Origin of the sequence: Winogradskyella litorisediminis (assembly GCF_042675765.1) — a bacterium.
Lineage (GTDB): Bacteria > Bacteroidota > Bacteroidia > Flavobacteriales > Flavobacteriaceae > Winogradskyella > Winogradskyella litorisediminis.
The window spans coordinates 151,063-177,711 of the sequence record NZ_JBHTJL010000016.1 but is presented as its reverse complement, the minus strand read 5'-3'; the positions used below and the strand labels follow the sequence as shown (position 1 = coordinate 177,711).

17 protein-coding genes are annotated in these 26,649 nt (G+C 34.8%); 8 read left to right on the top strand and 9 right to left on the bottom strand.

What is annotated here, in order from left to right; translation table 11 throughout:
• Positions 1–143: 143 nt before the first annotated feature.
• Positions 144–554: a DUF4293 domain-containing protein gene (locus ACFQ1Q_RS11925; protein WP_386131736.1), complete on the bottom strand. Its 411-nt coding sequence runs from the start codon at positions 552–554 to the stop codon at positions 144–146.
• Positions 555–768: 214 nt separating this feature from the next.
• Here ACFQ1Q_RS11925 and rho point away from each other — a divergent pair, with 214 nt between their 5' ends.
• Positions 769–2,427: a transcription termination factor Rho gene (gene rho / locus ACFQ1Q_RS11920; RefSeq protein ID WP_386131733.1), complete on the top strand. Its 1,659-nt coding sequence runs from the start codon at positions 769–771 to the stop codon at positions 2,425–2,427.
• A gap of 76 nt (positions 2,428–2,503) precedes the next feature.
• Here the strand turns inward: rho and ACFQ1Q_RS11915 are convergent, their stop codons facing one another.
• The 3 genes from ACFQ1Q_RS11915 to ACFQ1Q_RS11905 all read right to left on the bottom strand — a co-directional run bounded on the left by ACFQ1Q_RS11915 (position 2,504) and on the right by ACFQ1Q_RS11905 (position 13,068).
• On the bottom strand, positions 2,504–8,098 hold the full coding sequence (locus ACFQ1Q_RS11915; protein ID WP_386131730.1) for a T9SS type B sorting domain-containing protein: 5,595 nt from the start codon (positions 8,096–8,098) through the stop codon (positions 2,504–2,506).
• 15 nt (positions 8,099–8,113) lie between these two features.
• Positions 8,114–8,560, bottom strand: coding sequence for a hypothetical protein (locus tag ACFQ1Q_RS11910; protein ID WP_386131727.1), 447 nt, complete (start codon positions 8,558–8,560; stop codon positions 8,114–8,116).
• Positions 8,561–8,745: 185 nt separating this feature from the next.
• Positions 8,746–13,068, bottom strand: a complete 4,323-nt coding sequence (locus ACFQ1Q_RS11905) for a T9SS type B sorting domain-containing protein (RefSeq protein WP_386131724.1) — start codon at positions 13,066–13,068, stop codon at positions 8,746–8,748.
• A gap of 174 nt (positions 13,069–13,242) precedes the next feature.
• On the opposite strand from ACFQ1Q_RS11905, the gene folE reads away from it, so the two are divergent.
• The 7 genes from folE (at position 13,243) to ACFQ1Q_RS11870 (ending at position 18,101) form a co-directional block, all read left to right on the top strand.
• Complete coding sequence (gene folE / locus ACFQ1Q_RS11900; RefSeq protein WP_386131721.1) at positions 13,243–13,917, top strand: GTP cyclohydrolase I FolE; 675 nt, start codon at positions 13,243–13,245, stop codon at positions 13,915–13,917.
• Between the two features lie 42 nt (positions 13,918–13,959).
• On the top strand, positions 13,960–15,441 hold the full coding sequence (gene cysS, locus ACFQ1Q_RS11895; protein ID WP_386131718.1) for a cysteine--tRNA ligase: 1,482 nt from the start codon (positions 13,960–13,962) through the stop codon (positions 15,439–15,441).
• 43 nt (positions 15,442–15,484) lie between these two features.
• On the top strand, positions 15,485–15,718 hold the full coding sequence (yidD, locus tag ACFQ1Q_RS11890) for a membrane protein insertion efficiency factor YidD (protein ID WP_386131715.1): 234 nt from the start codon (positions 15,485–15,487) through the stop codon (positions 15,716–15,718).
• 65 nt (positions 15,719–15,783) lie between these two features.
• Positions 15,784–16,626 carry a prolipoprotein diacylglyceryl transferase gene (gene lgt, locus ACFQ1Q_RS11885; protein WP_386131712.1) on the top strand — a complete coding sequence of 281 codons (843 nt, stop codon included), beginning with the start codon at positions 15,784–15,786 and terminating at the stop codon, positions 16,624–16,626.
• A complete protein-coding gene (locus ACFQ1Q_RS11880; RefSeq protein WP_386131709.1) occupies positions 16,613–17,110 on the top strand; it encodes a DUF192 domain-containing protein in 498 nt (165 codons plus the stop codon). The genes lgt and ACFQ1Q_RS11880 overlap by 14 nt, the downstream gene beginning before the upstream one ends.
• A gap of 5 nt (positions 17,111–17,115) precedes the next feature.
• Positions 17,116–17,562 (top strand): hypothetical protein, encoded by a 447-nt coding sequence (locus tag ACFQ1Q_RS11875; protein ID WP_386131706.1) that lies wholly within the window; start codon positions 17,116–17,118, stop codon positions 17,560–17,562.
• A 107-nt stretch (positions 17,563–17,669) separates the two neighbouring features.
• Positions 17,670–18,101, top strand: a complete 432-nt coding sequence (locus ACFQ1Q_RS11870) for a hypothetical protein (RefSeq protein WP_386131703.1) — start codon at positions 17,670–17,672, stop codon at positions 18,099–18,101.
• 75 nt (positions 18,102–18,176) lie between these two features.
• Here ACFQ1Q_RS11870 and secDF read toward each other — a convergent pair whose 3' ends face one another.
• The 5 genes from secDF to gyrB form a co-directional block, all read right to left on the bottom strand.
• Entirely contained in the window at positions 18,177–21,194 is a 3,018-nt protein-coding gene (gene secDF, locus ACFQ1Q_RS11865; RefSeq protein WP_386131701.1) for a protein translocase subunit SecDF, read from the bottom strand.
• A 183-nt stretch (positions 21,195–21,377) separates the two neighbouring features.
• Positions 21,378–21,965 (bottom strand): hypothetical protein, encoded by a 588-nt coding sequence (locus ACFQ1Q_RS11860; protein ID WP_386131698.1) that lies wholly within the window; start codon positions 21,963–21,965, stop codon positions 21,378–21,380.
• A gap of 71 nt (positions 21,966–22,036) precedes the next feature.
• Positions 22,037–22,963 carry a malate dehydrogenase gene (locus ACFQ1Q_RS11855; RefSeq protein WP_386131695.1) on the bottom strand — a complete coding sequence of 309 codons (927 nt, stop codon included), beginning with the start codon at positions 22,961–22,963 and terminating at the stop codon, positions 22,037–22,039.
• 154 nt (positions 22,964–23,117) lie between these two features.
• The gene (locus ACFQ1Q_RS11850) at positions 23,118–24,134 is read right to left on the bottom strand and encodes a DUF6588 family protein (RefSeq protein ID WP_386131692.1); all 1,017 of its coding nucleotides are present in this window, start codon (positions 24,132–24,134) and stop codon (positions 23,118–23,120) included.
• Between the two features lie 178 nt (positions 24,135–24,312).
• Positions 24,313–26,262 (bottom strand): DNA topoisomerase (ATP-hydrolyzing) subunit B, encoded by a 1,950-nt coding sequence (gene gyrB, locus ACFQ1Q_RS11845; protein ID WP_386131689.1) that lies wholly within the window; start codon positions 26,260–26,262, stop codon positions 24,313–24,315.
• Positions 26,263–26,649: the final 387 nt, after the last annotated feature.

The following is a 26,649-nucleotide window of genomic DNA, read 5'->3' as shown; positions in this document are numbered from 1 at the left end:
TTTTTTACTCACTTTAAAACCATAAAATATATTCTGAATTTTATTTGTTGTTTGAGGTAATTACAAGTTTTTTATAAAAAATAAAAATCTCGGAGCTTTCACTCCGAGATTTTTCGCACTAATACTACTAAGATTTTAGGTGTTTATCGTAATCTATCTACAGATTTTACAAGATCTTCGTCCTTTTTAATTGCCTTATTTGCTAAGACTAAAAACACGATAGAAAAAACAGGAAGAATCATCCCAATACCTTTCTCAGAAACTTCAGTTTCTCCAGATAAACTTAGAGATTGATACACGAACACTCCTAGTAAAATAAAGTTTAATATTATATTAAGTCGTCCCAAAACAAATTGAGACTTTCTATTTTTAAAACTAAATATCGATATCAAAGATAATAAAGCAGAACCTAAAAACAAGCCCAAATACAAGTAGTTATCCATAGCATATACAAGTTCTTGATTTTCATTTGTATACAAATCAAAAACAAATATTAATCCTGCCGAAATAACAAGAGCCACTAATAAATATAGGGTTTGAATGCGTTGAATCATTATTAATCTTAATATTTAAAGCACAAAATTAGCAGTTTATTTTTAAATGATATCTGTATTTTTAAATAAAAATTGTATTATTGCAATAGAGATGTAATAATCAAACTATTGCATTTCTATTCTTCCGATTAAATTTCTCATTTTCTTTTACTGAATTTCATTAGAAAATTTTAATTAATCAAATCCAATATTATAATATTTTACACACATACTAATGTTTGAAATTTCACAGTTAAAAGCAAAAAAACTGCCTGAATTACAGGAAATTGCTAAACAACTAAAAGTCCCAAAGTACCGCTCTTTAAAAAAATTAGATTTAGTTTATCAAATCTTAGATTACCAAGCGGCAAATCCTAACGCTGTTAAGGCGGTAACTGCAACAGACAACGCTCCTGCAGAAGACAAAAAGACACAAAAACCATCTCCTCAAAAAGAGAAACGTGCACGTGTCCAAAAGCCAAACCAAAACAATTCAAAAGATGAGCAAAAGTCTTTAGAATTTAATGAGGAGAAAAAAGACAATAAAGAAGTGCCTAAAAAGCCTCAGCAACAAAATCAATCTAAAGATTCTAAAAACGACCAAAAACAGCCGCAAAAAAAGGATGATAATCGTCGTAATAATAACCAGAATCAAAAGAACGATAATAAGCGTGGTAAGGACAATAACCACAGAAATAATAATCAAAATAAAAATCAGAATCAAAAAAATAATGGTAATAAGGATAGCAGAAACCGCTATCGTGAGCCAGATTTTGAGTTTGACGCCATCATCGAAAGCGAAGGTGTTTTAGATATCATGCAAGATGGATATGGATTTTTGAGATCTTCAGATTATAACTATTTATCCTCACCAGATGATATCTATGTATCGCAGTCTCAAATACGTTTGTTTGGTCTAAAAACTGGAGATACTGTTCTTGGACATGTTCGTCCGCCAAAAGAAGGTGAAAAATATTTTCCACTTATAAAAGTGAATAAAATTAATGGGCAAAGTCCACAAGTTGTTAGAGACCGTGTTGCTTTTGAACATTTAACGCCTCTTTTTCCAAAAGAGAAATTTAATCTAGCAGAAAAACAAGCAACCATTTCTACCCGTATTATGGACCTCTTTGCTCCTATTGGTAAAGGCCAACGTGGTATGATTGTTTCGCAACCAAAAACTGGTAAAACCATGTTACTTAAAGATGTAGCAAACGCTATTGCGGCTAATCATCCTGAAGTTTATCAAATGATTTTACTTATAGATGAGCGTCCTGAAGAGGTAACAGACATGCAACGTAACGTACGTGGAGAAGTTATTGCTTCGACCTTTGACAAGGAAGCGCATGAGCACGTGAGAATTGCAAATATTGTTTTAGAAAAAGCAAAACGTTTGGTAGAATGTGGTCATGATGTTGTAATTCTTTTAGACTCTATAACACGTTTAGCTCGTGCTTACAATACTGTACAACCGGCTTCTGGTAAAATTTTATCTGGTGGTGTTGATGCCAATGCGTTGCATAAACCTAAACGTTTCTTTGGTGCGGCACGTAATATTGAAAATGGTGGTTCTTTAACCATTATTGCTACAGCATTGACTGAAACTGGCTCAAAAATGGACGAAGTAATTTTTGAAGAATTTAAAGGTACTGGAAACATGGAGTTACAATTAGATCGTAAGATTGCCAACCGTCGTATTTTCCCTGCTATTGATTTAACATCTTCAAGTACACGTAGAGACGATATTTTACTAGATGATTCAACAATTCAAAGAATGTGGGTAATGCGAAAGTATCTTGCAGATATGAATCCTGTTGAGGCCATGGAATTTATTAACGACAGGTTTAAACAAACTAAAAATAACGAGGAATTTTTAATCTCAATGAATGGTTAATAAATCTTTCAATACATAATAAAAAAGGCTTAGAATTAAATTCTAAGCCTTTTTTATTTGGTTATCAACTATAAATTTATCGTTTTAAAGCAAAGTGTGCGCTAAACGTTTTGTTTTCTCCAGTTGTTGGTTCAATATATTGAAGTGTGAACCAATAATCGCTACTCGGCATTAAGTTACCATTGTAGGTGCCATCCCAACCAGGACTAGTAGGACTTAATTGTTTTAACAGTTTTCCGTACCTATCGTGTATATAAATTACTGCGGTTGGCTGCGTGTCAATACCCTTTATTGTCCATGTGTCGTTATTGCCATCACCATTAGGTGTAAAGAATTTGGCATAATCGATTACTGTTACATCTCGTGATAAAATTCCGCACCCATTAACATCTCTAACGTAAATAGTGTGGTCGCCACCAGAAACATTATCAAATTCTCCCAACAATTCCCACGGTCCTAAATCTAAACTGAATTCGTATGTACTATTTCCTGTAGCTGTTGCAATAATCATATTATTCCCTGTAAAGGATTGCGAAGTTATCTCAACATCAAATGTATCTGGGATTCCGCTTTCAATAACCTCAGTCGTATCTGTTTCAGTACACATCGTTACAGTAGAGGTTGATGTGTCTGTAACTACTACACTATATGTTCCTCCTTGTGTAGGAACAATACTTGGTCCAATTTGTGTTGGTAAAACATCACCATTAAAACTCCACTCAAAAGCATAGTCACCTGCAGGTAAACCTGTATCGATTACTGGTGGAATAGGTACAACCGCTTCATCATTACTCGTTAAGCAAAGTGTGTATTGATCATCTAAATCAAATATTGGCTTTAGATTAGTTTGAAGGGTTAATTCTGAAACTTCAAAGCATTCATCTGGTCTTATATTGTTACTTACACGTACGTATACGATTTGTGGATTTGTAAGGTTTTCGTATAAGAAAGGTAATGGATTTTCATTAGCAATGGCATCATCTTCAGTGAAGTGAAAACTTACAGTAACTCCCATTTCATCTTGTGTGTCAATAAGATTTGGAATACGCGAATTTAAATCAAATTGTGTAGAGCCATCATTATCTCCTACTTCGTCACATTCTTCGTAAATATCATCAAAAGCTTCAGCACCATCTAATACTTCTATGTTAAAACTTAAAGTACTTACAGAACAACCTGTATCATTATTGGTAATTGCAACATAAATTATCTGAGGGTTCATCGTATTCTCATAAGGGCTTGCTAAAGCATCTACTAAATCATCAGCATCTTGTTGAGAATCGTGATAGGTTACTGTAAAAAGCGCTGGGTCTTGACCATTTAAAATTTCATCATTTTTACTCTCTAAGTCAAACTCAAATACAAAATCTGTATTATTTTCACATTCCAAAAAGTCTTCAATTACAACATTATCGTCGGGTAGTTGATTCGCATTAAAAGTAACAACGCTACTATTTGGACAAACATCAGCAACCGAATATTCAATACTGTAAGTTTCTCCAGGTGTTCCATTTGTAACTTCTCCTGTTGTAGCATCGATTACAGCGCCATCAGTTGGCAACACATCAAAACTAAACGTTCCACCCATTAAACCTGTAATAGTTACTACTCCTCCATCACAAGTTGGCATTACAGTAAAACTTGCATCATCTTCTGGAAGCACATTTAAAGTTTGTTGTTCTGTTTGAGAACATGTTCCTGATGTCGTATATTCAATTATATAAGAAGTATCAGGTGTCGCATTCGTTACTTCACCTGTAACAGAATCAATAACTGCGCCATCACCTGGTGCTGGGTTAAAGGCAAATGTTCCACCAGCATCTCCAGAAATAGTAGCTGTACCACCATCACAAGTTGGCGTCATTGTAAAACTTGGGTCATCTGCTGTAAGGACTGTAACATCTTGAGATGATGTGTCAGGACATGCACCTGCTGTAGTGTATTCTATTGTATACGTTGTAGCAGATGTACCACCTGTAACTTCACCAGTAGCCGAATTAATAACAGCTCCATCAGTTGGGGTAGGATTTAAAGAAAAAGTTCCGCCTGTATCTCCAGTAATAGTTACAGTACCGCCATCACAAGTTGGTGTAATCGTAAAACTAGCATCATCTAAAGTTAATACTGTAACGTCTTGCATGCTTGTAGTTGGGCAAGTTCCTGATGTAGTATACTGTACTGTATATGTAGTACCAAATGTTCCTCCAGTAACTTCACCAGAAGTAGCGTCAATAACTGCACCATCAGTTGGCATAGGATTGAGGGAAAATGTTCCTCCTGTATCACCAGTAATCGTTGCCGTACCACCATCGCAAGTTGGTGTCATTGTAAAACTAGAATCGTCTGCCGTAATTACAGTGAGGTTTTGCGCTTGGGTTTGTGGACAGGTTCCGTTAGTTGTGTACTCTACAACATAAGTAGTCCCAGATGTTCCTCCAGTGACTTCTCCAGTCGTAGCATCTATAACAGTACCATCAGTTGGAGCTGGATTAAAACTAAAAGTTCCTCCAGTATCACCAGTTATAGTTGCGGTACCACCATCGCACGTTGGTGTTACAGTAAAACTTGAGTCATCTGCTGTAAGTACTGTAACATTTTGTGATGATGTATCAGGACATGAGCCTGCAGTTGTATATTGTACAGTATATGTTGTTGCTGATGTACCATTAGTCACTTCACCTGTAGATGAATCGATAACTGCACCGTCTGTTGGTATTGGGTCAAAGCTAAATGTTCCTCCTGTATCTCCTATAATAGTTGCAATTCCACCATCACATGTCGCTGTCATTGTAAAACTTGAATCATCAGCTGTAAGCACTGTTACATCTTGAGATGACGTATCAGGACATGTACCTGCAGTTGTATATTCTATAGTATAAGTTGAACCAGAAGTTCCATTTGTAACTTCTCCTGTTGCTGAATCAATTACTGCACCGTCAGTTGGCACTGGGTTTAAAACAAACGTTCCTCCTATATCACCCGTAATGTTCGCAGTACCACCATCACATGTTGCAGTCATTGTAAAACTAGCATCATCTTGATTTAATACTGTTACGTCTTGAGTACTTGTTGTAGGACAAGCTCCAGAAGTTGCATATTGTACGGTGTATGTTACACCAAATGTTCCACCAGTCACTTCTCCTGTACCAGCATCTATAATTGCTCCATCTGTTGGAACAGGATTTAAGGAAAACGTTCCGCCTGCATCGCCAGTTACAGTTGCTGTACCACCATCGCAAGTTGGTGTCATGGTAAAGCTAGAATCGTCTGCTGTAAGCACTGTAAAGTCTTGAGTAGCTGTTTGAGTGCACAAACCTGACACTGTATATTGAACTGTATAAGTTGTTCCTGACATTCCGTTTGTAACTGTACCTGTATTTGTATCTATGACTGCGGCATCGGTTGGTACTGGATTAAAAGCAAAAGCTCCACCTGTGTCACCAGTGATAGTAGCCGTTGCACCATCGCAAGTAGGTGTTAATGTAAAACTTGCATCAACATCAGAATTTATAACTGTAATATCAAATTCTCCTGTAGCATCACAGGCCATATTAGCATCGTTTTCTACACGAATGTAAATCGTCTCAGTATTGAAAGCCGCCATGTTTGTATAAGGAAAAGTTAGAGCATTATCACCATTTTGAGCATCTGCTAAGGTATTATGGTATGTTACACTCACGCCTGTTTGTACTCCTACAACTGTTGCATTCAATGTTGAAAAATCAAAGTCCCAAAAGCCGTCATTATTATCATCGCAAATATTTTGGTCATCTACTGGATTGACTATAGGAATTGGAGAAAAAGTAATCACCACCTCATCGGTGCTAACACATCCATCCGTAGTGTCAGTTGCCGTTAATAAATAAGTTCCAGAATTTGGAGAACTTACGGTTAAGGTTGGGTTTGTTTCACCCATTATCTCTGTTCCGTCTAAAGACCATTGGTATTCTACTGTAGCAATACCTACATCTCCATCTAATGTTACATCAGGGTCGCCTTCACATAAATCTAAATTAGGCCCTAAATCTAAATCAAATGGTCGATTGGTTGTAACAGTAACATCGTCTGTTACAACTGTTACATCACCATTACAATTAGTATATGTTACTCTTGCCGTATATGTTGTTGAAGGATCAGTTGGGCAAACCTCAAAACTAGCATCAGTACTTAAAACGTTTCCAGCAGAATCTAACCATTCAAATACAACTATACTTGGACCAGCTGGAGTAAAACGCCAAGCCTCTTGAGATGCTGTCCAACCTCCATTTTCATTTGTATTTCTTCCTGGAGGCGCGAAGCCTTCAGTTCCAGCATCATTTTGAATACCCACAACCTTATTATTATTCCAACTGCTACAAAATGGCGCATTTTCAATATATATGTCTATTACATTAGTAGTTTCATAAAACACCGCCATATGTGTTGCTATTTCGCTATTACAATTCCACATTGGAACATTAAAAAAGCTCACTGCCAAAACACGGTTTGGAGCTGTACCGATAATTTCCCATGCAATTTCGTCTGCACCACTACCAACTGAAGGGTCAATATCATGTAAGGGTGTAAAAACATTAACCTCTGCTAAAGCAGGATCAGTATTGTTTGGAATGGTTAAGTTACTTGGGTTAAAATCATTTGAAGTATCTGTGGGATCAACATCAAAACGGATTACACCATTAGAACCAACCTGAAATTGAGTTTCGACGCCACCAAAAAAACAAAGATCAAAGGGTAAATCCTCAACATCATCCCATCTATCATCAATATTGGTATTTACTGAGTTTGTTAGTCCACTAAAAGGAAATGGAGGTACGTAAGGTATACTATTAACAGTATATGTATTTGTTTCTCCTATATCTAAGAAATCAGCAGTTAAAGTAGTACATGTTTCTTCACAAGGTATATCGACATCGGCACCTGCATCTACAGAAGGATTCCCTGGACTTGTTGATCCAATCTGGGCCGTAAGACCTATATCATTAAAACTTGTACAACCAGCACTATCTGTTATGACTAAGGTTACGGAAAAAATACCAATGGTTGTATATTCGTGAGTAACAGTTTCTCCAGTAGCGGTATTACCGTCACCAAAATCCCACAAATAAGTTGCTCCACTGCCATCATTAGAAAACGTACCACTACCGTTAAATGTTATTGTTTCATTTTCATCTGCAACTACAACATTTGCAGCCGTTGTAGTTGGTGAAGTACTGTCTAGATTCGCAGTAATAAATTGACAAGGTTCAAAGCATGAAATATCTGCCGTCCAACCTGTAGTATTACCATTGGAGTTTGAAACCCATTGTACAGTGATACAGCCCGATGTGTTTGTGCTGCTTGGCTCAATAATACCAATACCAGATCCGGCCAAAGTACCCGAAAAAGTACCTAATGACGGTGCTGAAGTATCTGTTCCGTCAAAAAATGAAAGTACATCTGGACCATTTTGTGTATTGAAAGCTGTAAAGTTTAAACGAATTGCTTGACCTGCGCTATCTGGACAAATTGTAATGGTAAAATTTTCATTACTTCCATAATTTGCTGTTGAGCCTCCAGAATCAGTAAAAACACCTGTACACTGATTAAAAGTTCCGTCTTGTATTATCAATTCTTGCGAAATCCCTTGAAAAGATATTGCTAGAATTATTATTGAAAGTATTTTTTTAAACATACTCTTTATGTATTTCTAAAATTGCGGTAATATTTGGATTAAAATTTGCTTATTATCTACTCTAAAGTATTTAGTGTTATCTCGTGAGTAAAAATTGAACCTATATTTTAATGGATTAAAACTATTTATATCAAAATTATAATCTCTCTGTAGTTTAGCATTTATTAAACTAACCTTAGACAGCGGCTGAATTGATGACAAATCTTTATTTTCATATGTAACAATAACAACCCTGTTTCGTAAAATGTTTTTAATTTCTTTTAAACGTGAAGGAATATTATAAACCAAATTCTCAGCCTCATCTCCGTAAGCTTCATCAATAAAAGATTTCTCTTTTGTAGTTAATGGTGCATCTACATTTTTGTTATATGTAATCGGTTTAACTAGTGCTGGATTATGACGCTGCGCATTCAGGCTAAACGCAAAGAAAAACAGCATAAAAGTGAATAGAATATTTTTCATTCTTAAGGAAATATAATTGAGGGTCGGAATTTAATAAAATTTTAACGAATACATTGTTAAATTAATTCATATATCGATATAAGTCGATATTTATCTATATAACAAGTTAAATACTAATAATCCTACCGTTAGAGAAAAAAACCTTCAAACTTCTTTGAAGGTTTATAATGATGAACTAAAGTATTTTAACGTTTTAATGCAAAATGAGCGCTAAACGTTTTTTGTAAGTTAGTTGTTGGTTCTATATATTGTAATGTAAACCAATAATCGCTACTTGGCATAAAGTTACCATTATAAGTGCCATCCCAGCCCGAACTTGTAGGGCTTAGCTGTTTTAACAATTTACCATAGCGGTCATAAATATAAATTGTAGCCGCAGGCTGTGTATCAATGCCTTTAATTGTCCAAGTGTCATTATTTCCATCACCGTTGGGTGTGAAGAATTTTGGGTAATCAATCACTGTGATATCTCTTGTTATAATACCACAACCATTAATATCTCTAACGTAAACGATGTGCTCTCCACCACTAACATTTTCAAATTCGCCAAAATTTTGCCAAGGTCCTAAATCTAAACTGTACTCATAAGTGCTGTTTCCTGTTGCATTAGCAATAATCATATTATTCCCAGTAAATGCTTGACTAGTAACTTCAACATCAAAAATATCTGGTATACCACTTTCTATTACAAGTGCTGAATCAGAAGACATACACATTGTTACTGAAGATGTCGATGTATCAGTAACCACAACTTCGTAAACGCCACCTACTAAAGGCACTATACTTGAGCTAGTTTGTGCAGGTAAAACTACGCCGTCCAAGCTCCACTCAAAGCTGTAATCTAGATTGGATAATCCGGTATCTAAAATTAGGGGAACGTCAACAACAGCTTCGTCATTACTCGTAACACACAAAATATATTCGTCATCTAAATTAAAAATTGGATTTAAATTAGTTTGAAGCGTAACTTCTGCAATATCAAAACATTCTTCAGGTCTTATAACGTTACTCACTCTTGCAAAAATCACTTGAGGATTGGTTAAATTTTCGTACAATAGCGGTAATGGATTTACGTCATTTAATGCGTCATTAAAACTAAAATGATAGCTGATACTAAATGCCATTGGATCTTGACCGTCTAAAACTACAGTGCTTCTCGCATCTAAATCAAACTGTGTAAAACCATCATTATCACCGACTGCATCACATTCCTCATAAACATTATCAATAGCTATGGCGCCTTCATTGATTTCAATATTAAAAGTTATTGTACTTATTGAACAACCTGTAATGTTGTTAGTAATTGCTACAAAAATCGGTTGCGGACTGCTGGTATTTGTATAAGGACTTGTCAGAGCGTCAACCAAATTATCTGCATCGGCTTGTGAGTCATGATACGTCACTGTAAATAGTATTGGGTCTTGACCATTTAATACTTCTGGCGTCTTACTTTCTAAATCAAAATCAAATAAAAAATCTGTATTGTTTTCACATTCAAAATAATCTTCAACTATCGCAGAGTCGTCTGGTAATCCGTTAACTGTTATATCTAATTCTACTATAGCATAGCAGCCATCGGTATTTGTAACTCTCACGAAAATTGTTTCCGATGGATTAGTATTATCATAGGTTTCTGGTGTTGGTATAGCATCGTTTCCTGCCACAGCATCATTATAATTAAAATGATAGCTTGCTGAAACGTTTGTGTCTCCATTAAATATAAATGCTTCGCGCTGTGTTAAGTCGAAAGTTTCAACTAAATCGCCCACGGTAATATCATCGCATAGAATTATTGGGTCTGGATTTAAGTTTGGCATCGGATTTATAGTAACCAATTCAAACTCACCCAAACCAAGACATGAATTATCAACATCACTATCAATTCTGTATGTTATAGTTTGATTAAAAGGCGACGCCGAGTTTACATGATTTGAAATATCTGGTATCGCATTAGTTTCTGCCAAAGCGTCGGCTGTAGTTTCGTAATAAGTCACAGTAATTATTTGCCCAACAGGAAATAATGCAACTATTTGAGGTGTAGCATTACTAAAATCGAAAACCGTAATACCATCAGTAATATTATTATCAACACGTGTATCATCGCACTCTTCATAAGGTAGTATTACAAATCCTGGCGGAATAGAAGTGGTTGACACAAACAAATCTAATTGCGCAATTCTATAACAGCTATCAGTATTTTCAACTCTCACATACAAAGTATCTGGGTTTGATGACGGATCAGTGTTTGGATAGGCTAATATATTTGGTATTGGATTACTTCCAGCTTCTGCTTCTGCTTGAGAAGCATAATAGGTAAACGTTTGGCTTGCTGGGTTATTAGAAATTAATACTTCTGATTCTGTGAGATTAAAGTCCGATATTCCGTCTGTATCAACATCGCATTGTAATAAACTTACCATGTCGGTAATAACTGGCAGAGTATTAACTTGAAGATTGACGACTACTGTAGCAACACAAAGCAGATTATTATCATTTTCAACTCTAGCTACAATTTGTCTATCGTCAGTATATAAATTAGAAATTGCGCCAGTATTGTTGTCAGCATCAGTCTGGTTTAAATGATAAGTCACTGTAAATTGTGTTGGGTCTTGCCCATTTAATATAAAAGTGTCAATATCTGTTGGTCCTAAAGGAAAATCAACAAAACCATTGGTGTCATCTCCATCTGCATCATCATCGCACAATTCGTATGTATAGGTTTGTGGTGTTGGTTGCTCAAAAACATTAATCTGAAATTGTGAAATAGCAAAACAGTCATCACGATTATCTACATTTTCTACACGAACATAAATAACATCACTTTGGTAAGCTACAAGATTTGTGAAAGTATTTGGTAACGCATTGGCCGTTGAACTTAACATGGCATCTGCCAAATCTAAATGAAATGAAACTTCAAACTGTGATGTGCTTTGTGTGCCTAAAGCGATAGGGCGCAATACATCTAAATCAAAATCCCAAAAACCATCGTTATTATCATCACACCTAAATTGATTAGGGATTGTTTCCGCTACTGGTTGATTAAAAACATCTATCGAAAAACTAATTACTTCAAAACAAATATTAGCATTAACATCTGAAACATTTTCTATTCTTACAAAAATCTCATCTTCTTCATAAGCTACAAGATTAGTAAAGGTATCTGGTAATGGATTAGTGATAGAACTTGTAAGTGCATCCGTTTGATCTAAATGAAACGAAACATTATAATCCATTGGGTTTTGTGTTCCTAATACGATGGTTCGCAAAGCGTCTAAGTTAAAATCCCAAAAACCATCATTATTATCATCGCAAATTAGTTGGTCATCGACAGTATTCGCAGTCGGAGTGTTGAACACATTAATATTAAAAGAATCTACACTTGCACAATCTGGATTAATAGAGCTTTCGACTCTTATATAAATAGTTTCTTCTGTGTAAGCTGTAGCATTTTCATACAGACCATTTATTGAATTATTGCCCAATTGAGCATCGTTAATAGTATTATGATAAGTGACATTGACATTGGTCTGGGCACCAATTACTGTCGAATTTAATAATGAAAAGTCAAAATTAAATAAGCCATCGTTATTGTTGTCACATACGTATTGATTATCAACCGTATTAACTATTGGTATTTCTGTAGTGTCTAATATTAAAACATCAGTATCAAAATTCCCAAAATTATCTGTAATTGTAACCTGATATTCCCCTTCATTAGATACTGAAATTATAGACAAACCATCTGTACCTGGAATAGGAACAAAACCGCTACCGTCATTATATTGCCAAGTAAAATCAACAAAAGCAGGGTCATTGTTAGGGTTTGCATCCAAGGTTGTAGATGACATGTCACAAATATTTTGGTCAGGTCCTAAAATGCCATCTACGTTTATAATAGAACAATCTGTAGATCCAGCTCCAGTTGTTCCAAAATTAGTTTGAACTATTTCTATCGTACCATCGCCACCTTCAAAATTTGAAACCAATAAAACATAATATTCACCAGATTGAGCATTTGTAATTGTCATATCTTCAACTGTAGCAAAATCATAGCTACAATCAATAATATTAGTATTTGCGTTTGGATAAAAGCTAGGATCTCCAACATTATCTGGACAGCCATTGGTTGCGCCTGGTGCCGCAGGATCGCAAGCAGCATCTAAGTTGTTACAATTTCCGGTACTTGAAGCAAATGGTCCCCATAAAACAAAATCTACATCTAAGCCTGCACCCATAGTGTCTTCTTGTATAATCTGGAAAACCAAATCACCTGCTTGATCTATTCTTAAAAAAAACCATGCTGGTCGTGGTGCATTTTGCAAACAAGCAATTGAAGAATTAATACTTGTTGTAGCATCATTATTATTTTGAAAGATAAAACTACCCGTATTATCAGCGCAGATAGGTGCAGAGTCATCACATCTTGGACCACCAGGCGTGTTCACTTGAGAATAAGACACCGTAGAAAATATGATAAACAAGAAATAAAAAATGTAGTTTTTTTGCATGCTTTAAGTATTATAAGGATAATTCAAAAAAAAATATAATTATCTCGTATTAATCTGTTAAGATCTGATTATAAATATATACTATATATACAACATGACAATTAATAAAACTCCTACCCTAATTAAACTATATTATTTAATTATCTTTGCGGTCTCATTTTACAACTCATATAAATGAAGATAGATAATGATTTTAATATTGACGCCATTGGCGATGACCATATAGGTTCTGCTAGTGACACGCCGCTTAGAAAAGATGCTTTTAAGTTAAGTAATTCTGAAAAAATTGAAAGTATAAAGGCTGATGTACAACATATTTTAGAAACTTTAGGTTTAGACCTTAACGACGATAGTTTAAAAGGAACACCTAACCGAGTTGCAAAAATGTTTGTAAATGAAATTTTTGGTGGACTACATCCTGACAAAAAACCAAGTGCTTCTACTTTTGAAAATAAGTATAAATACGGCGAAATGCTGGTTGAAAAAAACATTACAGTATATTCAACTTGTGAACACCATTTGCTTCCAATAGTTGGCAAAGCTCATATTGCATACATCTCTAACGGAAGTGTTGTAGGTTTATCTAAAATGAATAGGATTGTAGATTACTACGCCAAGCGACCACAAGTACAAGAGCGATTAACTATTCAAATTGTAAAAGAACTGCAAGAGGTTTTAGGCACCGAAGACGTTGCCTGCGTCATAGATGCTAAACACTTATGTGTAAATTCTAGAGGCATTAGAGATGTAGCAAGCAGCACAGTAACTTCAGAATTTGGTGGAAAATTTAAAACTAAAGAAACGCGTAGAGAGTTTCTCGATTATATTAAATTAGACACTGAGTTTTAAACTTTTTTATTATTCTTAATATCCTAGATAAATTTTATAGCAATGGCACTATACAATACCCAACAAATAAAAATTTACAATTCGCTTTCTGGCGAAAAAGAAATTTTCGAGCCTATTACTAAAGGTTATGTTGGCATGTATGTTTGTGGACCAACTGTTTATAGCAATGTACACTTAGGAAACGTGAGAACCTTTATGTCTTTTGATATGATTTTTAGATATCTTAAGCACCTAGGGTACAAAGTAAGATATGTAAGAAATATTACCGATGCTGGACATTTAGAAAATGACGCAGATGTCGGCGAAGATAAAATCACAAAAAAAGCGCGAGTTGAAGAAATTGAACCTATGGAAGTAGTACAACGCTATACCGTAGATTTTCATAATGTTTTACAGAAACTCAACTTTTTATCTCCAAGTATTGAGCCTACAGCAACAGGTCATATTATTGAGCAGATTGAACTCATTCAAACCATAATTGACAACGGTTTTGCTTACGAAGTAAATGGTTCAGTATATTTTGATGTACATAAATACAATGAATCTAATGAATATGGTATTTTAAGTAAACGGAAGCTTGAGGATTTAATACATAACACCAGAACTTTAGATGGACAATCAGATAAGCGAAATCCTCAAGATTTTGCACTTTGGAAAAAAGCTGAACCAACTCACATTATGCGTTGGCCAAGTCCATGGAGTGACGGTTTTCCGGGTTGGCACTTAGAATGTACAGCAATGAGCACCAAATATTTGGGAGACTCTTTTGATATTCACGGAGGTGGCATGGATTTAAAATTTCCTCACCACGAATGCGAAATTGCTCAAAACCAAGCTGCAAAAGGTCAAGCGCCAGTAAAATACTGGATGCATGCCAATATGTTAGAACTTAACGGTGCACGCATGAGTAAATCGACAGGTAATTATATTAATCCGGCAGAATTATTTTCTGGTGAAAATGATATTATGTCCAAAGGATTTTCTTCTGGTGTCATTCGTTTTTTTATGATGCAAGCCTCATACAGAAGCGTGTTAGATTTAACCAATGATGGATTACTAGCAGCCGAAAAAGGATTTAATCGTTTGATGGAAGCTGTAAAAAATCTTCAAGATATAAAAGCTGGTGACAGCTCAACTCTAAATATTAAGGATTGGCAGCAAAAATGCTATGATGCCATGAATGATGATTTTAACACACCAATTCTTATTGCTCATTTATTTGAGGCGGTTAAACACATCAATCAATTAAAAGAAAATAAAGCAACACTCGTTTTAGAGGATTTAGAACTTCTAAATGTAACTTTAAACAATTTTATTTTTGACGTTTTAGGTTTAGAAAATTCTCAAAATTTTGAAGGCGAAACAGATAAATTAGATGCGACTATTGCGCTTTTAATTAAACTGAGAAAAGAAGCGCGTATTAATAAAGATTTTGCCCTTTCTGACCAAATTAGAGACGAACTTGCAGAAGTAGGCATAACACTTAAAGATAGTCGTGAAGGGACAACCTACTCGGTAAAATAGTTTCTTATTTAACCTTGGCAAAAAAAAGACTTTATAAAAAAGCATGAAAAAAGTACTTATTGCGCCTTTTTTATTTTTAATCAAAATTTATCAAACTTTGATTTCGCCATTAACGCCTGCAACATGCCGTTACCAGCCAACATGCTCTCACTATGCAAAGGAAGCTCTAGAAATCCACGGACTCTTCAAAGGTGGATGGTTAGCAATAAAACGCATTTTTAGCTGTCATCCATTAGGCGGAAAAGGATACGACCCAGTACCAAAAAAAGAAGATTAATATTGTATAATCCGTTTTAGCTTCGACTTCAAAATATTATATTTACTGCTTAAACAGAATATGATATGTACGCTTTAGAGTTTGTTTGGGATCCAATAAAATTTATCGATTTAGGTTTTTTTAAACTTCATTTTTATAGTATGATGTGGATTGTTGCCTTTGTTTTAGGTTTTATAATTACAAAGCGTATCTACAAAAACGAAAATCAATCCGAAGAAGCTTTAGATTCTCTTTTTATCTATTCGGTTATAGGTATTATGCTAGGTGCTCGTTTAGGTCATGTTATTTTTTATCAACCCGAATTAATTACTGATGACTTTTTTAGCATATTTCTTCCTTTTAAATTTAAAGGTGGATTTGAGTTTACGGGCTTTCAAGGTTTAGCAAGTCATGGCGCTGCTATAGCCATGATTATAGCTATGTATATTTATAACAAAAAAGTATTACATAAATCGGTACTTTGGATTTTAGACCGCGTGGTTATTCCCGTGGCATTAGGTGCTGTATTTGTAAGATTAGGAAATTTTATAAATTCTGAAATTATAGGAGATTTTACAGGCACTGATTTTGGTGTAGTATTTAAGCAACTTGGCGAAACAGAACCACGACATCCAGCTCAATTATACGAAGCATTCTTTTATATTTTTGTGTTTTTAATTTTGTTTTACACTTATTGGAAAACAAAAAAATCAGAGCAACAAGGCTTTTTATTTGGATTCTTTTTAGTGCTTTTATTCACTGTTAGGTTTTTTGTAGAAAGTGTTAAGGTAAGTCAAGGCGGATTTTTAGAAGAAAACTTAGGCTTATTTTCAACAGGGCAATGGCTAAGTATTCCGTTTGTTATAATTGGTTTATATTTTATGTTTCTTCATAAGTCAAAAAATAAAACTACGAATGCTTCAAATTAAGATTTTTAGGGCTTCAATTTTAGTTGTTTTAGGCTTTTGTTTCATCTTCAGCTGTAAAGATTCTAACAAGAATCCTTCTTCTGTTTCAAAAGAAATTAAATTCAAAAAAGAAGGTACACTTCAACTTGTAAAAAAAGATTCAGACTCCATTATTCATACTTTAGATATTGAAATTGCAGATGACGAATACCAAACTCAAACAGGCTTGATGTATCGCAATAGTATGGAAACTCATCAAGGCATGCTTTTTATTTTTCCTAATGAAGCTCCACGAAGTTTTTACATGAAAAATACACGTATTCCTTTAGATATTATTTATATCTCTAAGGACAGTAGCATTGTCAGTTTTCAAAAAAATGCAAAACCTTTTGATGAATCTTCTTTACCATCAAACGCAAATGCGCAGTTTGTTTTGGAAGTTAATGCAGGTCTTTCTGAAAAATGGAAGCTTAAAATTGGTGATAAAATTCAATTTTTTAAATAATAGACATGTCAAAATATTTGACTGAAATTTTTAAAAAAACTGGAGTAGTTTTTTTAACTCTTTTTCTTTTTTGCGCTTTTTTAGACGGCAAAGACAAATCTTACATTGGTAAATGGAGAGGAGTTGACAAAGGAGATATTGGTTATTTAACTCTAACAAAAGACAGATATGCCACGTTTGAATTTAGAGGCGAAATCATGGGTGGAATAAATTATGACCATAGCGGAATAAAAGCATCTTTAAAATATAAAATCAGTACCAAAAAGGAACCACATCAAATTAATTTTGTGATTTGGGACAAAAAGAAAGCTGAAGAGGTTGGCAGACTTCGCGGAATCTTTAAAATGATTGACAAAGACAAGATGCAAATGGCTATAAATTTCTCTGGAAGCCAATACAGACCTACTAATTTTAGTGAAGACAGTATCGTTTTTTATCGCGTTTCAGACTAAAAATCAGGAAATATTTTTTTTTACGCAAAAGTAAAAACCACTTGGCAAGAACTGTATCTCAGCATTCTATTTTTTTATATTATATATTTGAAAATAAAATATATAATATGAAACTTTTAAAACAAACTACGTTTATCATCTCTGTATTATTCTTATTAAGTTCATTTACTAAAATTGAAGACAAATCTTATGTTGGTAAATGGAAAGGCGAAGACAAAGGTGATATTGGCTTTTTAATTTTAAGTAAAGAAGGATACGCCACTTTTGAATTTGAAGGTCAAGCCATGGGCGGAAAATCTTATAACCACAAAGGCATTGAAGCTTCTATGAAGTACATAGTTAATACATCATCAAAACCATACGCAATCGACTTTATCATTACAAACTTAAGTAATGATGAAGAGTTAGGCCGCTTAATTGGCATTATAGAAATGAACGATAAAAGCACAATGAAAATGGCATTAACCTTTGGTGGCGGTTCAGAGAGACCTTCAGATTTTAGTCAAGATGCTATAACCTTTAATCGATTTAAAGAATAAATTTTTTGCCAAAATATCAATACAAAAAAAGGCTACCTAATGGTAGCCTTTTTTAATGTATAAAATTAAGAATGATTAAGCCTCCACTTCATCTTCTACAACTTTCTTCTTTAAAGATTCTGCTGCATCACCTTTCTTAGCTGTATCGTACATAATTGGCGTTGCAATAAACACAGATGAATATGTACCAACTACAACACCTACAATTAAGGCGAATAAGAATCCTCTAAGTGAATCTGCACCTAAGAAGAACATAGCTAATAACACCACTAATGTCGTTAACGATGTATTTAACGTTCTACTCAACGTACTGTTTACAGAAGCGTTGATGGTTTTTCCTAAGCTCCAATTTGAGTGTTCGTTTACAAACTCACGAATTCTATCGAATACAACCACGGTATCATTCAGCGAGTAACCAATTACAGTTAATATTGCTGCTATAAACGCTTGGTCAATTTCCATACTAAATGGCATAAACTTCCATGTTAATGAGAAGATACCTAACACGATTAACACATCATGGAAAACCGCTGCTACAGCACCTAATGAGAATTGCCATCTCTTAAAACGAATTAAGATATAAAGGAATACTACAACTAAAGAGCCTAATATTGCCCAAACAGAAGACTTCTGAATATCATCTGCAATCGTAGGACTTACTTTACTCGATAAACGCTTACCTATATTAGCATCTCCAGAGCCATCTAAGAACTCTTGGTATGTAATACCGTCTGGTAAATACGTTAATAATGCATCGTATAATTTACGTTGTACTTCTTCATCTGCTTCTGTAGAGTTATCATCAACTTTATACTTTGTTGAAATTTTTAACTCGTTATCGTTACCAATAGTTTTTACCTCAGCACTTCCAAAAACGGCTGGGTCATTTAATGTTTTAGCAACTTCTTCTGTAGAAACTTCTTGCGCAAAACGAACTTGATATGTACGACCACCCACAAAATCAATACCTGCATCTAATTTATTTGTAAATAACGAAGCAATGCCGGCAGTAATTAAAATAGCAGAAATTACATAAGCAATCTTACGTTTCTTTAAGAAATTAATATTGATATTTTGAAGGAAACCTTTAGTTATTGCTGTAGAGAAATCTAATTTTCCGCCACGACCAACATACCAATCGATTAATAAACGTGTAATAAATATCGCCGTAAATAAAGACGTTAAAATACCGATGATTAACGTTGTTGCGAAACCTTTAATTGGTCCTGTACCAAATACAAATAAGATAATCGCAGTTAAACCAGTGGTAATGTTCGCATCTAAGATTGAAGATAATGCATTAGAGAAACCATCCTTAATAGCTAATTTTTGGTCTTTACCTTTTGCTAATTCTTCTCGGATGCGCTCAAATATAAGTACGTTCGCATCTACCGAAATACCAATAGTAAGTACAATACCGGCAATACCAGGTAAAGTTAATACTGCTCCTAATCCTGAAAGTACTCCAAAGATTAGTAAGATGTTGAATAATAACGCAACATCAGCAAATCCGCCTGCTTTACCGTAGTAAAAAATCATCCATAATAAAACGAATACTAAGGCTAATCCGAAAGATAGCATACCACTATCTATGGCTTCTTGACCTAATGATGGCCCAACCTCATCAGCTTGCACAATCTCAGCCGATGCTGGTAATTTACCTGCTCGTAAAACGTTTGCTAAATCTGTTGCTTCCTCTAAAGTAAAAGAACCTGAAATTTGTGAGTTCCCACCAGAAATTCCTCCAGGAGTTGTAACACCAGGTGCCGAATAAACAATATTATCTAAAACAATAGCAATATTACCTCTAGTTTCGTTAGCTACTTTAGTCATTGCTTCCCAAATCTTAGCACCTTTAGAATCCATTTGCATGCTTACAGCTGGTCTATTACGTGGGTCATAATCCTGGCGAGCGTCAACAATAACACCACCGCTTAATTGTGGTACATCATCTCTATTACTTTTAAGTCCATAAAGCTCAACAAATTCTGAGTCTTTATCTGCTGGTTTTCCCCATGCAAAACGAGCATAACGCTGTTCTACTGGTAATAAATCACGGTTAGCATTTAATTTGTCTAAGACTGCTTGCTTATCTTTTGCTAAAAATACACCAATTACTGGTCCACCTTGACCCAGACTTTGAATACCTAATGGATTTAAATTGTCTTGAACAGCAGTAGAATCGCTTTCTATTTGACCAGTTAAGTCATCAATAACGCTAGACGTAGAATCTGTTTCTTCTGCAGCTTCATCTTGCTCATTTGTTGTGTCTTCAGATGTATCGTCAGTTTTTTGAGCTTCAACCAAACGTTGATTAACTTGTAATAAGAAACCTGCTAAATCTTGAGTTGTATACGTTTCCCAAAACTGTAATTGTGCTGTTTTTGTGATAATATCTACAACACGTTTCTTGTCTTTTGCACCTGGTAATTCTATTAAAATACGACCGCCATCGCCTAAACGTTGAATATTTGGAGACGTTACACCAAAACCATCAATACGATTACGTAAGACTTCAAAAGCCGAAACGATAGACTCATCTACTTTACGTGAAATAATACTCTTCACTTCGTCATCAGACATATTAAAATTAATGTCATCACTTAAGTTACGGTTTGCAAAAATATCTGGAGATGCTAATTTCGTATCGCCTTTAATTTCGTCAAATGCTTCGTAAAAAGACTCCAAATAAGAATCCTGAGAATCTTTTTGTAATTCTTCCGCTTTTTCCAGAGCTTGATTAAAAATTGGGTCTTTACTATTGTTTGCTAATCCTTTTAAAATGTCTTTTACAGAAATTTCAATAATGGCATTGATACCACCTTTTAGGTCCAAACCTAAATTCATGGCATTGTCTTTTACTTCACTATAAGTAAATTGACTTATACCAATATTATAGACTTCTTTGTTATTTAAAGAATCTAAGTAACGTAACTCAGCAGCATTAATTTCCGCGTTGTCTGTGTAGTTAGATTGTGCAAATTGCTTTGCTTCTTTTTCAAGTTGGTTGGCTTTAAATGTAAATGACAATTGGTAAATACTTACCAAGCCAAATAATAAAGCAAACAACTTTACTAATCCTTTGTTTTGCATTGTTTTTGATTTTATGCCAAATTGATGATTGGCAATTGTTTATTTAAATTAAATTGAAAATGATATTTAGTTGTCATTCTAAGCTGTCACACTGAGCGCAGTCGAAGTGTTATTCAGAATCTTATCTGTTTAAACTAAATGCTAAAACTAGTTCAGCATGACAAATAATAGTGTAAGAATATTTTAAACCATAGGTCCGGCGCGAACTTCAGGAATATTATAAGATGTATTGTCTGCTACAAATACACAATGTTTGCATGCATTATAAGCGACTTTGATGTCAATTTGAAGTTTTCCTGCTTCGATTAAAACTGGAAATTTAAAAACATCTGGATTAAACGAACGGTCGCTTTTAAGATTAAGCGTGTAAACTTCAGCAGCTTCAAAATCCCAAGATGATGAAATACCTTGTTCTATATTTAAAACATCAAAATTATACGATTTGTCTTCGCTTTGATTGTTTTTTGAATCGTTGTTGAATGAAATTGCAACAGTTTCAGAAAGTAACTTTTTAATCTGGTGCGTTTCAGAGTTGCTGTAATAAGAAATGCGATACAGACCATCAACAGAAGTTACTGCAATAGCTTCAACACCTACATTATTTAATGTTGAAGAAATCTCATTTAAAGAATGTTGAGTTTCTTCTTCTGTAAAATTGTCTTCAAACTGAATAACAATTTCTTGATTTGCTTTGGGGTTATGGTACTGCTGTACCAAGCCTAATCCTATGAGGCTGAATACAAACGTAAAAAAGTACCACTTTTTTTGCATGCGCCAAATATATAAAAAAAGACCACTTTTCAGTGGTCTTTCAGTATATTTTTTAATGTGAAATCTTCAGATTATAACTCCAACAATCCGTTAGTTTTCTTAACACCTTCTGCACTTGCCTTCATGTGCTCTTTTTCGGCATCACTTAAAGATACGTCAACAATTTTTTCAATTCCGTTACGTCCTAAAATTACTGGCACACCAATACAAAGGTCACTTAAACCATATTCACCATCTAATAATGTAGAGCATGGATAAATTTTCTTTTGGTCGCAAGCAATGGCTTGTACTAAACCAGAAACTGCTGCGCCTGGCGCGTACCAAGCAGATGTTCCTAATAAACCTGTTAATGTTGCGCCGCCAACTTTAGTATCTGCAGCCACTTGCTCTAAACGCTCTTCAGACAAAAATTCTGAAACTTTTATAGAATTACGTGTCGCGTGAGATGTCAATGGCACCATACCTTTATCACTATGTCCACCAATTACCATTCCGTCTACATCACTAATTGGCGCATCTAAAGCTTCTGCCAATCTGTACTTAAAACGTGCCGAGTCTAATGCGCCACCCATACCAATAATTCTATGCTTTGGTAAATCTGTTGTTTTATGCACCAAATAGGTCATTGTATCCATTGGGTTACTTACCACAATTAAAATAGTGTTTGGCGAATGTTCTACTAAACTTGCCGAAACAGATTTTACAATACCAGCGTTGATACCAATTAATTCTTCGCGCGTCATTCCTGGTTTACGAGGAATACCAGACGTAATTACACAAATGTCACTGTTTGCAGTTTTAGAATAATCGCTTGTACTTCCAACAATTTTGGTATCAAAACCGTTTAATGAAGCGGTTTGCATTAAATCCATGGCTTTCCCTTCGGCATAACCTTCTTTTATGTCTAATAAAACGACTTCGGAAGCAAAATTTTTAATTGCGATATACTCGGCACAACTAGCACCTACGGCACCTGCGCCTACTACAGTAACTTTCATATTTTATTATTTTGAATTATTAATTTTTGAAAGTGCAAATTTAAGACTTTACCTCTTAATTGCCATGTTTTAACCACAGTATTAAGATTGTAAAGCCTTAAATTAATTTTTATTTAACAAAACTGAATGCGTTTTCTTTGTTTTATCCTAGTTTTTATCTGAATCCGAAATTGATACCGACTGAAAATGCATTAAATTCTGATATATGATATTCGGCATTAAGTCTAAAAAAACCAAGTTTTAGTTTTGTACCAACTGTTCCTCTAATGGCAGAAATTTCACTAGAGACTGAAAAAGGGTCTGTTATTGTTTGTGATGATACCACGCCATCGGATACTACATAATTTCCTAATAAATCAGAATCAGACGTTCCTTTGATGTACCCAATTCCGCCATAAAAATTGATAACAGGCAATTTGGTGGAAGCGATTGCTTGAAATAACCATGTACTTGTTTCATTTTCTACACGTTGGTTATCACCAGCAATACCAGAAGATTCTGTTAAATCGTAAGAACCAGATAAATTTGTATATGCCACTAACCCTGAAATTGACACTGGCCACACTTTTTCAGCTGGTAGTAATTCAGTCAACTCAAATTGAAGTCCTGCACCATATAAACCAATACTATAGTCATCGGTTTCATATTCTGGAACGTAGCGTAATTTTACTTCTAAACCGCTTCCTAAACCTAATGAGCCTTGCACAAAAGCTGAAGGCACCAAATTTGCACTGGCATCGCCGATACCCGTTGGCAATTCTATTTGCGTGGTTTGATTTCCAAAAATTGGGTCATCATATTCTACTTCCACAAAAATTGCTGGGTCATTATCTCCAAGAATTGTTGCTACATTTTGTATTGGTCCGCCTTGAACAAATTGCACGTTGTTATAATCTGCAGTATTTAATGCGAATTGCTTTGAGTCATCGTTTGCTAAAGATGCGTTGGCAATAACAGAAATTTCGAAACCTAAAAGTGGTTTCACCTTTCCTGAGTTAAACCAATTGGCATTCATGCTATGCATTAAAGCGTTAGTACCAGGTGCAAGATAATCGTTTGTAAAACGCTGAGCGTCATCAACACCAGCGGCTAAAAGCGCATCAATATCGTTTTGGGCTTTTGCTGTAAAAAGCGATAAGCCAAGAGTTGTTAATATTAAAATTTTTTTCATTTTGATATAAATTGATTTGGTTAGTGGTGTAAAATTAAAATTTTCATGATCTTAATTTTAACTCATTTCATTTTTTTATGGTTACTTTTATTTACGCAAAAACAAATCCTTCGGTTTTAAACAAATAAAAAAGTGCCCAAGATTTGGACACTTTTTAAAACACTTAAGCTTAAATTATTTACGCATCAATATTTGCGTAAATAGCGTTTTTCTCAATGAATTCACGACGTGGCGGAACCTCATCACCCATTAACATAGAGAAAATTCGGTCTGCCTCTACACCATTATCAATTTGCACTAAACGCATAGTTCTAAATTCAGGATTCATGGTAGTATCCCAAAGTTGCTCTGCGTTCATCTCACCAAGACCTTTATATCGTTGTATTTTAGCACCATCACCAAAATCTTCTATTATACCATCACGTTCTTTATCTGACCATGCATATTGCTTTTTGGCACCTTTTTTAATCAAATACAACGGTGGTGTTGCAATATAAATGTGACCATTTTCTACTAATTCTTTCATGTATCTAAAAAAGAAGGTTAAGATAAGTGTCGCAATGTGAGAACCATCAATATCGGCATCACACATAATAACCACTTTATGGTATCTTAATTTTGAAAGATTTAATGCTCTTGGGTCTTCTTCTGTTCCAATAGTTACACCAAGCGCCGTAAATATGTTTTTGATTTCTTCATTCTCGAAAACTTTATGTTGCATGGCTTTTTCAACATTGAGAATCTTACCTCTTAATGGCAAAATCGCTTGAAATGCTCTATCACGACCTTGCTTTGCAGTTCCACCTGCCGAATCTCCCTCAACTAGGAATACTTCGCATTTTGCAGGATCTTGCTCAGAACAATCAGACAATTTACCAGGTAAACCACCAATGCTCATTACGGTTTTACGCTGCACCATTTCACGCGCTTTTTGTGCGGCGTGACGTGCTTGTGCGGCCAAAATCACCTTTTGAACAATCGTTTTTGCATCATCAGGATTCTCTTCCAAATAATCCGTTAGCATTTCTGAAACCGCTTGAGAAACGGAAGCCGAAACTTCTCTGTTACCTAATTTTGTTTTTGTCTGACCTTCAAACTGAGGTTCTTGTACTTTTACAGATACAATTGCTGTTAATCCTTCACGGAAATCATCACCGGCAATATCAAATTTCAACTTATCTAACATCCCAGAACCATCCGCATACTTTTTTAATGTATGTGTTAATCCACGGCGAAAACCAGATAAATGTGTTCCACCTTCGTGCGTATTAATATTGTTTACGTAAGAGTGAAGATTTTCAGCATAAGACGTGTTGTAAATCATTGCTACCTCAACCGGCACGCCATTTTTCTCGCCCTCAAAGGCAATGACGTTTTTCATCAACGGTTCACGATTGCCATCTAAGAACTTTACAAATTCTTTTAATCCTTCTTCAGAATGGAATGTTTCACCTTCAAAGGAACCATCCTCTTTTTTGTGACGTCTATCTACTAAATGTATTGTAATTCCTCTATTAAGGTACGCCAATTCTCGCATACGACTTGCCAAAGTATCATAGTTGTACTCTAAAGTTTGGGTAAATATTGTTGGGTCTGGTTTAAAGGTAACCGTAGTACCTCTTTTATCAGTATCACCAGTAGTTTTTACAGGATACATCGCTTTTCCGCGCTCGTACTCTTGCTCGTAAACTTTACCTTCTCTAAATACTGTGGCTTTTAAGTGCTCAGATAATGCGTTAACACAACTTACACCAACACCGTGAAGTCCACCAGAAACTTTATAGGAATCCTTATCAAACTTACCACCAGCACCAATTTTGGTCATGACGACCTCGAGTGCAGATACACCTTCTTTTTTGTGTAAACCTACAGGAATTCCACGACCGTCATCTTCCGTAGTGATAGAATTATCCTCGTTTATAGTTACTGTAATATTATCACAATGACCTGCTAAAGCCTCATCAATAGAGTTGTCTACAACCTCGTAAACCAAGTGGTGTAAACCTCTAACACCAACGTCGCCAATATACATCGATGGACGCATACGCACGTGTTCCATGCCTTCTAAAGCCTGAATGCTGTCTGCTGAATAACCGTGTTCGTTAAAGCTTTCTTTTTTTTCGCTCATATTATTTTGAATAAGATTTAGTTCTTTTAATTTATTATAAAAGGAAGTTCTCGACTGCGCTCGAACCGACATTCATATTGCTCTCAAAATTCTTTTTTTGTAATATTTAATCTACATAAAAAAAGACGCTTTTGCGCCCATTTTGAGTACTATCAAAGTTAAGAAATTAACTAGGTGTTTTAAAGCTTTTTGTTGAATTTGATTAAAAATTATCAACATTTGTTAATTAACTAAAAGTGTCTTAAATCGCTTAAAAACTACCTTAAATTAAATTTTGTCAGTTTTTTTATTTGTCTTAAAATTGAATTACAAAAAAATCCCGCAGAAGCGAGATTTTTGAATTACATTAATTAATATTTATAGAGAATTTCTGCTAAAAATCACTTG